Annotated in this window: 9 protein-coding genes; 6 read left to right on the forward strand and 3 right to left on the reverse strand. The window is 58.3% G+C overall.

The window, feature by feature from the left end:
* Positions 1-8 precede the first annotated feature (8 nt).
* Positions 9-662 carry a histidine phosphatase family protein gene (locus tag JNX03_RS15115; protein WP_203209837.1) on the reverse strand — a complete coding sequence of 218 codons (654 nt, stop codon included), beginning with the start codon at positions 660-662 and terminating at the stop codon, positions 9-11.
* 191 nt (positions 663-853) lie between these two features.
* Between JNX03_RS15115 and fdhF the strand changes: the two genes are divergently transcribed.
* Both fdhF and JNX03_RS15125 read left to right on the forward strand, forming a co-directional pair.
* On the forward strand, positions 854-3,622 hold the full coding sequence (fdhF, locus tag JNX03_RS15120) for a formate dehydrogenase subunit alpha (protein ID WP_203209838.1): 2,769 nt from the start codon (positions 854-856) through the stop codon (positions 3,620-3,622).
* Between the two features lie 109 nt (positions 3,623-3,731).
* Positions 3,732-4,928 carry a Zn-dependent hydrolase gene (locus JNX03_RS15125; protein ID WP_203209839.1) on the forward strand — a complete coding sequence of 399 codons (1,197 nt, stop codon included), beginning with the start codon at positions 3,732-3,734 and terminating at the stop codon, positions 4,926-4,928.
* Here the strand turns inward: JNX03_RS15125 and JNX03_RS15130 are convergent.
* Together JNX03_RS15130 and JNX03_RS15135 are read right to left on the reverse strand one after the other, a co-directional pair.
* Positions 4,925-5,626: a response regulator transcription factor gene (locus JNX03_RS15130; protein ID WP_203209840.1), complete on the reverse strand. Its 702-nt coding sequence runs from the start codon at positions 5,624-5,626 to the stop codon at positions 4,925-4,927. The genes JNX03_RS15125 and JNX03_RS15130 overlap by 4 nt on opposite strands.
* Positions 5,623-7,533, reverse strand: coding sequence for a PAS-domain containing protein (locus JNX03_RS15135; protein ID WP_203209841.1), 1,911 nt, complete (start codon positions 7,531-7,533; stop codon positions 5,623-5,625). The genes JNX03_RS15130 and JNX03_RS15135 overlap by 4 nt, the downstream gene beginning before the upstream one ends.
* A 203-nt stretch (positions 7,534-7,736) precedes the next feature.
* On the opposite strand from JNX03_RS15135, the gene JNX03_RS15140 reads away from it, so the two are divergent.
* The 4 genes from JNX03_RS15140 to JNX03_RS15155 all read left to right on the forward strand — a co-directional run bounded on the left by JNX03_RS15140 (position 7,737) and on the right by JNX03_RS15155 (position 12,772).
* Complete coding sequence (locus JNX03_RS15140) at positions 7,737-9,707, forward strand: AMP-binding protein (RefSeq protein WP_203209842.1); 1,971 nt, start codon at positions 7,737-7,739, stop codon at positions 9,705-9,707.
* Positions 9,708-9,834: 127 nt separating this feature from the next.
* On the forward strand, positions 9,835-10,593 hold the full coding sequence (locus JNX03_RS15145; protein ID WP_238936727.1) for an ABC transporter ATP-binding protein: 759 nt from the start codon (positions 9,835-9,837) through the stop codon (positions 10,591-10,593).
* 27 nt (positions 10,594-10,620) lie between these two features.
* Positions 10,621-11,628, forward strand: a complete 1,008-nt coding sequence (locus JNX03_RS15150) for a branched-chain amino acid ABC transporter permease (protein ID WP_203209844.1) — start codon at positions 10,621-10,623, stop codon at positions 11,626-11,628.
* 67 nt (positions 11,629-11,695) lie between these two features.
* Positions 11,696-12,772, forward strand: a complete 1,077-nt coding sequence (locus tag JNX03_RS15155; protein WP_037907039.1) for a branched-chain amino acid ABC transporter permease — start codon at positions 11,696-11,698, stop codon at positions 12,770-12,772.
* The last annotated feature ends 7 nt before the right edge of the window (positions 12,773-12,779 follow it).

Genomic DNA, 12,779 nt, shown 5'->3' on the forward strand with positions numbered 1-12,779 from the left:
ATCACCTTTTAGATATGTGTCTGGGCAAGACGCCTGTCGGGGGTTTCCAGATGCGGCACTGCGTTGAACAGAACCGGCGACCAATGCCCGCCAATGGGGAATAGCCGGTGCATGGACGTGTGCATGATCGCCAGCGCCATACGGGCCATGGCCGGCACACTAAGGCCCATCGCCTGTGCCATCACCATCGAGATCAGACCGCCCGATGTGACCACCAACGCAGGCCCATCCCCAGCCGCGATATCGCGCAATGCGCTTTCGATCCGGTCGTGAAAATGCTGCCAGGTTTCCGGCGCGCCCTCCAGCTTGCCAGATTTCCAGTATTCGAAGACTGTTGGCAAGTGGGACGTAAAGCTGCCTTGTTCGGTCGGGAAAGGCACGCCGTGTTGCTCTTCGAGAAGCGTCGCAAGCGTAAAATACTCAAGCTCGTTCAACCGCGCGTCACGTTTAGCAACCAGACCGGTGGCCATCCCGTCCGCCGTTTCGCGGTGGCGGATCAAAGTGCCGGTAAACAGTCTTGTGTGATGGCTTCCGGCCTCACGCAGGTAATGGCCCAGCCACGCCGCCTGTTCGTGGCCCAGATCGCTAAGCCGGTCATAGCTGACCTCGTCCTTGGCGCCGGAATTGGCCTGCCCGTGGCGGATAAGAGTGATATGCGACATGTCTGAAAATCCTTCTTGCGACTTTGATAGGGCAGCAAGGACCAAGTGAAAAGCCATCCGCGCCAATACGAAACCTACGATCACCGCCAACGGGCGGTTTGGCGCAAATTTGGGGCAGGGCGTCGGGAATGGGACTCCCGCAAAAACCGACAATTGGCTATAGAGGCAGCAGCGCTTTTCAGGAGGACAGGATGGCGGACAAGATCACATTCACGCTCGACGGCGAAAAAGTAGAGGCCGAAGCGGGCTTGACGATCTGGGAAGTGGCCAATGGTCGCGGCCTGAAGATCCCGCATCTGTGCCACAAACCTGCACCTGGCTACCGGCCGGACGGCAACTGCCGCGCCTGTATGGTCGAGATCGAAGGCGAACGCACGCTGGCGGCCTCCTGTATCCGCGAGCCCAGCGAAGGCATGGTCGTCACCACAAACAACACCCGCGCCGAAAACGCCCGCAAAATGGTTATGGAACTGCTGGTGGCAGATCAACCCGCACCCGAAGTGGCCCATGACAAATCGAGCCACATGTGGGATATGGCCGCGTTGAACGGCGTCAGCGAAAGCCGTTTCCCCAAGATCGAAGAGGGACGCATCCCGCTGCTGGATGACAGCCATGTTGCGATGTCAGTCAATCTGGATGCCTGTATTCAATGTGGTCTCTGCGTTCGCGCCTGCCGCGAAGTGCAGGTCAATGACGTGATCGGCATGTCGGGCCGCGGCCATGACAGCTATCCTACTTTTGATATGGCAGACCCGATGGGCGCCTCCACCTGCGTGGCCTGCGGCGAATGTGTGCAAGCCTGTCCGACAGGGGCATTGATGCCGTCTACTGTGGTGGACGAGAACCAGGTCGGTGACAGCGCCGATTTCGACAGTGAAGTCGACAGCATCTGCCCGTTCTGCGGTGTGGGCTGCCAGATCTCGCTCAAGGTCAAAGACGGCAAGGTCAAATATGTCGAGGGCATCAACGGCCCCGCGAACGAAGGACGGCTTTGTGTCAAAGGTCGCTTTGGCTTTGACTATATCCACCACGATCACCGCCTGACCAAACCGCTGATCCGGCGTGACGATGCGCCTGCCAAGGGATTGAACGTTGACCCCGGCAATTGGCAGGAGTTCTTCCGCGAAGCGTCATGGGATGAGGCTCTGGATTTTGCCGCCAAGGGGCTGAAAGACATCGGCGGCACCGGCGTTGCGGGCTTTGGCTCTGCCAAATGCACCAACGAGGAGGCTTATCTGTTCCAGAAAATGATCCGCCAGGGGTTTGGTCACAACAACGTCGACCACTGCACCCGTCTATGCCACGCATCCTCTGTTGCGGCGCTCATGGAAAACGTCGGTTCCGGCGCGGTGTCTGCGACGTTCAACGAAATTGAGAATGCGGATGTGGCGATCGCCATCGGCTGTAACCCGATTGAGAACCATCCCGTCGCGGCGACCTATTTCAAGCAGTTCACCAAACGTGGTGGCAAGCTGATCGTCATGGATCCGCGCGGTCAGGCGCTCAAACGCTTCTCCAGCCATATGCTGCAGTTCCGCCCCGGCACCGATGTTTCGATGCTCAATGCGATCATGCATGTGATTGTCGAAGAGAACCTCTTTGATCAGCAATATATCGAGGCCTACACCGAGAACTGGGAAGCCGAGAAAGAGCACCTCAAGGATTTCTCGCCAGAGAAGATGGCGGAGGTCTGCGGCATCGACGCTGAGACCCTGCGTGATGTGGCGCGGACCTTTGCGGGTGCCAATGCCGCGATGATCTTCTGGGGCATGGGGGTCAGCCAGCACATCCACGGCACCGACAATTCGCGCTGCCTGATCTCGCTGGCGTTGATGACTGGCCAGGTGGGCCGCCCCGGTGCGGGTCTGCATCCGCTGCGCGGCCAAAACAACGTGCAAGGTGCCTCTGACGCGGGTCTGATCCCGATGTTCCTGCCCGATTACCAACCGGTCACCGATGATGGTGTGCGCAGCGCCTTTACCGAAGTGTGGAAAAGTGAGGACTTTTCCAACCAGAAGGGTCTGACCGTCACCGAGATTATGGACGCGGTGCATGATGGCGATATTCGCGGCATGTATGTGCTGGGTGAAAACCCGGCGATGTCGGACCCCGATGTGGAACATGCGCGGGACGCCCTGGCCAAGCTGGAGCATCTGGTGGTGCAGGATATCTTTATCACCGAAACCGCGAACTATGCTGATGTGATCCTTCCGGCCTCGGCCTTTGCAGAAAAGTCCGGCACGGTGACAAACACCAACCGTCAGGTGCAAATGGGCCGACCCGCTGTGCCGCCCCCCGGCGAAGCGCGTGAGGACTGGTGGATCGAGGTGGAACTGGCGAAACGTCTGGGTCTTGGCTGGGATTATGAAGGCCCCGCCGATGTGTTTGCCGAGATGAAGCAAAACATGAAGTCGCTGAACAACATCACATGGGATCGTCTCGCGGTCGAAAATGCGGTAACCTATCCGTCGCTCTCACCCGAAGATCCCGGTCAGCCGATTGTGTTTGGCGATGGCTTTCCGCGTGCCGGTGGCCGCGCGAAATTTACGCCTGCCTCGATCATTGCCCCGGATGATGTGCCGGATCAGGATTACCCGATGATTCTGACCACCGGTCGCCAGCTCGAGCATTGGCACACCGGGTCCATGACCCGCCGCGCCAGTGTTCTGGACGGTTTGGAGCCGGAGGCAAACTGTTCGCTGCACCCCTCCACCTTGCGCAAGCTGGGTGTGGTTCCGGGCGATCATGTGCGTTTGACGACCAAACGCGGTTCGATCGAGATCATGGCCCGCGAAGACCGCGCCGTATCGCCGGACATGGTGTTCCTGCCCTTTGCTTATGTCGAGGCGGCGGCGAATATTCTGACCAACCCTGCGGTGGATCCCTATGGCAAGATCCCCGAGTTCAAGTTTTCGGCCGTGAAGGTTGAAGCGGCGAGCACGCAGGTGGCCGCCGAGTGATCCAAAGGTGCGCCTGACGGCGCATTCGATATTATTTGGTTGATGAGGGGGCATTGCCCCCTCAAACTCCCCCAGAGTATTTTTTTGCCAAAAAGAAAGAGGGGGCATCATGCAGATAGATGCAGCGCGATTCCTTGCGGATCTTCATGCTTTGCGCGGATTTGGTGCGTCTGGCGTGGGCAAAGGCGTTGTGCGCCCGGCCTATTCGGCGCCTGATCTGGCGGCACGCGATTGGCTGGCAGGCCAGATGCGCGCGGCGGGTCTGACCGTTGCAGTAGACCCCATGGGCAATCTCTTTGGCTTGGCGGAGGGGCCGTCGATCTTGCTTGGCTCGCATTCTGACAGCCAGCCGGAAGGTGGATGGCTGGATGGTGCGCTGGGCGTGATCGCTGGATTGGAGGTGGCCCGCGCCGCACAGGAGGCGGGCGGGCCTGCGGTCTCGGTGGTGTCGTTTCAGGATGAAGAGGGCCGGTTTGGCGTGACCACAGGATCGGCGGTCTGGGCGGGGCATCTTTCACAAGAGACTGCTGATGCGCTGACAGATCATGCGGGCGTGCGGCTGGCCGATGCGCGGGTCGCCATGGCAGACCGGGTGACGGGTGACGTTGATCCATGCCAGTTCACCGGCTTTATCGAGATGCATATCGAGCAGGGACCAACGCTGGATACTGCAAATGAGCAGATTGGCGTGGTCACGGATATTGTCGGCATCCGTGAAATGAAGATCACCTTTGACGGCCAGCAGAACCATGCGGGTACAACGCCCATGCATCTGCGCCGTGATGCGTTTCAGGCGGTCTCGGCGTTCAACACATTGCTGAATGACCGGCTGCGCAATGTAGTGACGCCCAGCACGGTTTGGACCATCGGGCATGTGTCCTTGCATCCCAATGCCTCTTCCATCGTGCCGGGGCGGGCAGCGTTTTCAATGCAATGGCGTGATGGAAATTCAGACCGTTTGGACCGGATGGAGCAGATTATCCGCGACACGGCCCATGAGGTGGCGCTGGCGGGTGATTTGACGCTGGACTATGGGCCGCTGTTGGGGCTGGAGCCGGTGGCGATGGATGCGCGGTTGCGCGGGGCATTGGAGGCGCAGGCCGAAGCGGTGGCGCCGGGGCGCTGGCGGGGAATGCCGTCGGGGGCGTTGCATGACGCCACCAATGTATCGCGCTTGATGCCTGTTGCGATGCTGTTTGTGCCGTCCATTGATGGGATCAGCCATGCCTTTGAGGAAGACACAAATGAGGTGGATCTGGTGGCCGGGCTCAAGGTCTTGGCCGGGGCAGTTGCGCAGCTGGGTTAGGTCCAGCTGACGTCGCCGAGAAAGATATAGCCCGCGCCATAGATGGTTTTGATCAGCTGCGGGTTCTTGGGGTCTTCGCGCAGCTTGGTGCGCAGCCGCGAGATGCGGACGTCCATGGCCCGGTCAAAGCTTTCGGAGGCCGCGCCGCCAAGGCTTTCTTGCATCTGCGTCCGGCTGATCAGGCGTTTGGGACTGTCGAGAAACAGGCGCAACACTTCGCCTTCGGCATGGGAAAACGGGGTTTCACCACCTGCGTCATCCTCAAGGATGTAACGGTCAAAATGCGCGGTCCAGCCGCTGAAGCTGGCTGTGTCACCGGCCTGGGGGGCGGGTTTGGTGTTGCGCAGGCGGGCGCGGATGCGAGCCACCACTTCGGCCGGGTCGAAAGGTTTGATGATGTAGTCATCTGCGCCCAACTCCAACCCCGTGACACGATCCTGCACCTGAGATCGGCCCGAAATGATGATCACGATTGCACCCTGTTCCAGCGCGAGGCGATGTACGAGGGTTAGTCCATCGGTGTCAGGCAAACTGAGGTCTACGAGGCAGACATCGGGGGTATGTTTGGCCAAAGCCGCCTCGAACGCGCGGGCGCGGCCAAAGCTGAGAGTTGCAAAACCAGCCTCTTCGAGCACGTCAACAAGCATGCGGCGGATCTCCGGCTCATCGTCCAGAATAGTGACAAGCGGTTTGGTCATTCGGCAGCAACCTCATTGGGGGTGATCAAGGCGGCCAGATCGGCAGCGGTGAAGGGTTTTTGCAGGACCGGTGCAAGGGTTTGCGCCTTGAGGAACAACGCGTGATCCTTGGGCAAAGAGGTCATCAAGATGAATGGCAGCTTGCGGTTCACCCGTTCTGCCAGATCAAGGCCCGTTGCCTCGCCGATCAGTTGGATGTCAGACAGTACCATGGCAATATCGGGCAGGTCGGCGAGCAAGGCCGTGGCCTCATCCGCGCTGGTGGCTTCGATCACCGAATGGCCAAGGCTCATTAACATATCACGGACGCCGGCGCGTAGATCGTCTTCGTCTTCGACCAGCAGGACCATGCCCGTGGTGGCATGAAGCGCCGGGCGGTAGGGCAGGCGCAGCACCACCTGCGCCCCGCCGCCCGTTCCATTGGACAGGCGCAGATCGCCCCCCGCGGATTTGGTCAGGTCATAGACCATCGACAGGCCCAGCCCCGATCCTTCACTGCCCTTGGTGGTGAAAAACGGATCAATGCCCTTCTCCAGTGCCTTGGCAGAAAACCCCGGCCCGCTGTCTTGCATCACCCATTCGATCCAGGTGTCGTGCACAATGCGCTGTGCGAGGGTGATATGTCCGCTTTTGCCGCAGGCGTCGCGGGCGTTCAGGATCAGGTTCAACAGGCTGTCCTGAACCATGCCTTTGTCCAGCAGAGCGAGGGTTTCTGGCGCTTCATCCAGCACCGTGAGGGTCATGCCATCGGGCAATGTGGGGGCGGCCAAGGTTTCAAAATCACGGAGAAAAAGGCTCAGATCAGTGGCCGTGGGGCGCAGGGCTCTGGGGCCGGTCACATCCGCAATCGCGCTGAGCAGGGCTCCGCCGCGCCGCGCCACAGCCAGAGTGCCTTCGATCAGTTCATCCGCGGCGCCGGGCATATCCGGCAATCGGCCAAGCCGGGATTGCAGGCCGAGGATAATGGTCAGAAGATTGGAAAAATCATGCGCCAGACCGGAGATCATTTGTGCGGCCAATTCCCGTTTGCGGGTTTGCTGCAGAGCAACGCGGGTTTGGGTTTCCTCGGTGATGTCCATCGACAGAATGTAGATGCCGCCACGGGTGTCAGGGGTAAAGGCGACACGGATGCGACGGGCGCTGTGATCGTCGGTAAATTCAAGCACAGATGGATCACCGGCATAGGCTTTGGCCAGCGATGGTGCAATGCGTTCATAGGCGGAATCTCCCAAAGCCTGACGACTGGTTAAGCCTATGATATTGCTAGGCCTTCCGGGGATAACTGACGACAATCTGCGGTTCGAATAGGTGTAGATGCCATCGGCGTTCACATGCGCAATATGGGCCGGCATCATCTCGGTGGTCAGGCGGGTGCGGGCTTCGCTTTCGGTGAGCTGACGCTTGGTTTCTTCAAGCGTTGTGATCATCGCCGCCAGTTCGCGGTTGGTCGCTGACAATTGTTCGGCATGGGCCAATACCTGATCGCTCAGGGCGTCGGACCGCGCCCGCAACAGCGCCTCTTGTTGCTTGGTGCGGGTGATGTCGGTGTAAACCGTGACCCAGCCGCCCTGAGGCAAAGGGGAGCCTTCCACGCTGATGGTGCGGCCATTGGCGCGGGTCCTTTCCATGTAATGCGGTTTGAAGGCGCGGGCCTGTTCGACCCGTTCGGTGACGAACTCCTCAAGATCCGAGACATGGCCATATTCGCCGCGTTTTGCCAGATGGCGGATCGTGTCTTCAAACGGGGCGCCGGGCGTGACCAGTGCATCGGGCAGATAGAACATCTGCTGAAACGGGGCATTGCAGACAACAAGGCGCAGATCGGAATCATAGATTGTCAGGGCCTGTACGATCAGGTTCAGCCCTGCGGAAGTCATCGCCTTGGTTTGTGCATCGCTCAGTGCCATTGTGCCCCCTGCCTTATCGCTAACACCCAAAACGGGCATGCGCCAAGGGTGCAAACAGGTCTTTTTGCTGTGTAACAATTCGTAAGGATTGAGAAAACTTCAGGAAAAAGTTGACCGTCAGTCTAATCCCAACATCCTTGTGAGGAAGAGAATCGCACAAGTGATCTGGCTCGCCAAAGTGGCGGGTATGGGAGGAATACAAATTGGCCAAGCCGCTGACGCGCGCCGACGGACCGCAGTCCGTTCCGGCGCTTTTGCAACGCAACGCAACGAAATTCGCGAATGCCCCGGCGTATCGCGAAAAGGAATATGGCATCTGGCAAAGCTGGACCTGGGCTGAAACCCACGAGGAGGTTCAGGCGCTTGCACTAGGGTTGATGAACCTTGGCGTGAACGAGGGTGACTTTGTCGCGGTGATCGGGCGCAACCGTCCGTATCTTTATTGGGCAATGGTCGCCGCCCAGATGGTCGGTGCCGTGCCTGTTCCGCTTTATCAGGACGCCAACGCCGAAGAGATGGCTTATGTTCTGGGGCATTGCGGCGCGCGGTTTGTGATCGTTGGTGATCAGGAACAGGTCGATAAGGTGATCGAAGTGCAGGAAGGTCTGCACCAGTTCGAACATCTGATTTACCTCGATCCGCGCGGCTTGCGCAAATATGACCACACGACATTGCACCAATACAGCCATGTGCAGGATCAGGGCCGCGCGGCCCATGACGAATACATCAAAGAACTGGAGCGCCGCACGGCCAAGCTGGATTATGACAGCACCGGCGTGATGCTTTATACCTCCGGCACCACCGGCAAGCCCAAGGGCGTTGTTCTGTCAAACCGCAACATCATTGAAACGGCGAAGTCTTCGTCTGAGTTTGATAACCTGCGTCAGACCGATGATATCCTGGCCTATCTGCCGATGGCCTGGGTGGGCGATTTCATTTTTTCCGTTGGTCAGGCGATGTGGACCGGCTTTTGCACGAACTGCCCGGAAAGCGCAGAAACGATGCATGTCGATCTGCGCGAGATTGGGCCGACCTACTACTTTGCTCCGCCGCGCGTGTTCGAGACCCAGCTGACCAACGTCATGATCCGCATGGAAGACGCCAGCCCCTTCAAAAAGCGCCTGTTTGATTATTTCATGGCCCATGCCCGCAAGGTTGGCCCCAGTATTCTGGATGGCAAACCCGTTGGCGGCTGGGATCGCCTGAAATATCAACTGGGCGAATTGTGCATCTATGGGCCGCTGAAAAACACGCTTGGCTTTAGCCGTGTGCGGGTTGGCTATACAGCGGGCGAGGCGATTGGCCCCGAGATTTTTGATTTCTACCGCTCGCTTGGGATCAACCTCAAACAGCTTTATGGTCAGACCGAAGCAACCGTGTTTATCACGGCGCAGCCCGATGGCGAAGTGCGCAGTGACACCGTTGGCGTGACCTGTCCGGGTGTCGAACTGAAGATCGCGGACAATGGAGAAGTGTTCTACCGGTCTCCGGGGGTGTTTGTGGAATACTACAAAAACGCCGAAAGCACGGCAGACACAAAAGACGCCGAAGGCTGGGTCGCGACGGGCGATGCGGGCTTTATCGAAGAGGGTTCCGGCCATCTACGGATCATCGACCGGGCCAAGGACGTGGGCCAGATGGCAGATGGATCGCTCTTTGCGCCGAAGTATGTAGAGAACAAACTCAAGTTCTTCCCGAATATTCTGGAGGCCGTGGTCTTTGGCAATGGCCGGGATGAATGCACTGCCTTCATCAACATTGACCTGACCGCCGTTGGCAACTGGGCCGAGCGCAACAACATCGGCTATGCTTCCTATCAGGAACTGGCGCGCCATCCGCAGGTGATGGACACGATCCAAAGCCATGTAGAAGAGGTTAACAAATCGGTGGCAGAGGACGCGATGCTGTCGGGCTGCCAAGTCCATCGGTTTGTGGTTCTGCACAAAGAACTGGACGCGGATGACGGCGAACTGACCCGGACCCGCAAGGTGCGCCGCCGTATCATCGAGGATAAGTTCCACGACATTATCACCGCGCTTTATGACGGGTCCAAATCCGTCAGCACCGAAACCGAAGTGACCTATGAGGATGGCCGTAAAGGCAGCATCAAGGCCACATTGGAAGTGCGTGAAGCCAAAGTGGCACCCGTGGCCCAAAAGATGGCTGCGGAATGACAGGGCAAACAAGGCCCGCATGGATGGAACGGCAAAGAATTGAACTCAGGGTAAAGGGGGGCGCGGTGTGAACGCAACTGCAGAAAGCTATACCACCGAAGACGGGCGCACGATCGGGCCTGTTGTGATGGAGATGAAGAACATCACCCTCCGTTTTGGCGGGGTGGAGGCGATTAAGGATATCTCCTTTGACATCCGCGAAGGCGAGATCCGTGCGATCATCGGCCCGAACGGCGCCGGCAAATCGTCAATGCTCAATGTGATCAGCGGCTTTTACGTCCCGCAGGAAGGCGAGGTCTGGTACAAAGGCAGCCGCCGTCCCGCGATGAAACCGTTTCAGGTTGCCGAGCAGGGCATCGCCCGCACGTTTCAGAACATCGCCCTGTTTGAAGGGATGTCGGTGCTCGACAATGTGATGACCGGCCGTTTGACCCATATGAACACTGGCCTGTTTGCCCAGTCCTTTTGGAAGGGCAAAGCCGAGCAGGAAGAGATCGCCAACCGCGAAGTCGCGGAAAAGATCATCGATTTCCTGGAAATTCAGGCGATCCGCAAAACGCCGGTTTCGCGTCTGTCCTACGGTTTGAAAAAACGTGTGGAACTGGCGCGGGCCTTGGCGGCGGAGCCATCGATCCTCCTGCTGGATGAGCCGATGGCAGGCATGAACGTCGAAGAAAAAGAGGACATGAGCCGCTTTATTCTGGATGTGAATGACGAATTTGGCACCACGATTGCCCTGATCGAACACGACATGGGCGTGGTGATGGACCTGTCCGACCGTGTGGTCGTGATGGATTACGGTAAGAAGATTGGCGACGGCACACCTGACGACGTGCGCAACAACCAAGACGTGATTGATGCCTATCTGGGGGTGGCCCATGACTGAGCATTTGATTGAAAAGGGAGCATTCTGATGCCCGAACAATTGGCTTTTACAATCGAAGTGTTCCTCAATGGCCTGATGGCCGGGGTTCTTTATGCGCTGGTCGCGCTGGGCTTTGTCCTGATCTACAAAGCGTCTGGCATTTTCAACTATGCCCAAGGGGTTATGGCGCTGTTTGCGGCGATGACGCTGGTCGGTATCCAGAACGGACAAGTGCCGTTCTCGCATCTGATCAATGCCATTCTGGGCACCGATGTGCACCATTTTGGCTGGCATGTGCATTCCGCCATCGCGATTATCATCACCGTTGCGGTGATGGTGCTGCTGGCGGTCTGCGTGCAGCGGTTCGTGTTCCGGCATCTGGTCGGGCAGGAACCCATCATCCTGTTCATGGCAACCATCGGTCTGGCGTATTTCCTTGAAGGGGTCGCCGATCTGATGTGGGGGTCTGAGATCAAGTCGCTGAACGTCTGTGCCGCAGAAGGGGCCTGCCTTCCACAGGGCCTGAACCTCTGGATTGACGAAACCACTTACAATGCGTTCGGCTACGGCTTCTTTATCGACAATCTCGATATCGTGGCGAGTGTTGTTGCGATTGTCCTCGTGATTGGTCTCGTGATGTTTGCCCAATACACCAAACAGGGCCGCGCCATGCGGGCCGTGGCGGATGATCACCAGGCGGCGTTGTCCGTGGGTGTATCGCTTAACTTTATCTGGATCCTGGTCTGGTCGCTGGCAGGTTTTGTCGCGCTGGTGGCGGGCATCATGTGGGGTGCAAAATCGGGCGTGCAGTTCTCGCTTTCGCTGATCGCGCTCAAGGCACTGCCGGTGCTGATGCTGGGCGGCTTTACCTCGATCCCCGGCGCAATTGTCGGTGGCTTGATCATCGGTGTGGGTGAAAAGCTCTTTGAATTCCTGATCGGCGCGCCCTTCCTTGGCGGTGCGACCGAGAACTGGTTTGCCTATATGCTGGCGCTCTTGTTCCTTGTCTTCCGGCCGCAGGGCCTCTTCGGGGAGAAGATCATTGAGCGTGTTTGAAAACACCACATCGCAGCAGCGGTGGGCGCAAACCCACCCGACCGAATACTTGAGAGGGAGCTTCTAAATGTTCTACCGTGAAGCCGGCGATTTCAACACGTCCTACGCCGAGGACCAGCAGACATTCCCGATCAAATTTGACCGCTACCGGTACTATGTGGTGCTGTTTATCGCGATCTTTGTGATCCCGTTCATCATCAACGATTACTGGGCAAACTCGTTCCTGTTGCCGTTCCTGATCTACGCAATTGCGGCCATCGGCCTCAACATCCTTGTGGGGTATTGCGGTCAGGTCTCGCTTGGCACCGGTGGATTCATGGCGGTGGGCGCATATGCCTGTTACAAGCTGATGACGGCGATGCCCGATGTCAGCATGTTCATCCACGTTCTGCTTGCGGGGCTGATCACAGCCGCAGTGGGGGTTCTGTTTGGCCTGCCATCGCTGCGGATCAAAGGGTTCTACCTTGCGGTGGCGACACTGGCGGCACAGTTCTTTCTGGTCTGGCTCTTCAACCGTGTGCCGTGGTTCTACAACTACTCTGCCTCTGGCCAGATCAACGCACCTGAGCGTGACACCTTTGGCATCCTGATCACTGGCCCCAATACCGAGGCCTGGGCGACCTATATGTTCTGCCTGATCTTCACCATCGCATCGGCGCTGGTGGCACGGAACCTGACGCGCGGCTCTGTCGGGCGCAAGTGGATGGCGATCCGCGATATGGACATCGCCGCCGAAATCATCGGGGTGAACCCGCTGCGGGCCAAACTGACGGCTTTTGCGGTGTCCTCGTTCTTTATCGGTATCTCGGGCGCGCTGTTCTTTGCGATCTATCTGGGCGCCGTGGAAGTTGGCGAAGCCTTCGGCATCACCAAATCTTTCCTCGTGCTCTTCATGATCATCATCGGCGGTCTTGGCTCCATCTTCGGTTCTTTTGCTGGCGCGGCCTTCCTTGTGTTGTTGCCGGTGCTGTTGAAAATTGTCGGCGTGGATTGGCTGGGATGGCCCACGGATATCGTCGCACACTTGCAGCTTGTTATCGTGGGTGGTCTGATCGTTGTATTCCTGATCGCGGAACCACATGGCCTGGCACAACTGTGGCGCGTGGCCAAAGAGAAATTGAGATTGTGGCCCTTCCCGCACTAGGGAAGGC

This window comes from Sulfitobacter mediterraneus, assembly GCF_016801775.1.
GTDB classification, from domain to species: domain Bacteria; phylum Pseudomonadota; class Alphaproteobacteria; order Rhodobacterales; family Rhodobacteraceae; genus Sulfitobacter; species Sulfitobacter mediterraneus_A.

Bases quoted from the DNA above. Each gene is read 5' to 3' on its own strand.
- JNX03_RS15115 (WP_203209837.1), bottom strand. From the start codon at position 662: ATGTCGCATATCACTCTTATCCGCCACGGGCAGGCCAATTCCGGCGCC.
- fdhF (WP_203209838.1), top strand. From the start codon at position 854: ATGGCGGACAAGATCACATTCACGCTCGACGGCGAAAAAGTAGAGGCC.
- JNX03_RS15125 (WP_203209839.1), top strand. From the start codon at position 3,732: ATGCAGATAGATGCAGCGCGATTCCTTGCGGATCTTCATGCTTTGCGC.
- JNX03_RS15130 (WP_203209840.1), bottom strand. From the start codon at position 5,626: ATGACCAAACCGCTTGTCACTATTCTGGACGATGAGCCGGAGATCCGC.
- JNX03_RS15135 (WP_203209841.1), bottom strand. From the start codon at position 7,533: ATGGCACTGAGCGATGCACAAACCAAGGCGATGACTTCCGCAGGGCTG.
- JNX03_RS15145 (WP_238936727.1), top strand. From the start codon at position 9,835: ATGGAGATGAAGAACATCACCCTCCGTTTTGGCGGGGTGGAGGCGATT.
- JNX03_RS15150 (WP_203209844.1), top strand. From the start codon at position 10,621: ATGCCCGAACAATTGGCTTTTACAATCGAAGTGTTCCTCAATGGCCTG.
- JNX03_RS15155 (WP_037907039.1), top strand. From the start codon at position 11,696: ATGTTCTACCGTGAAGCCGGCGATTTCAACACGTCCTACGCCGAGGAC.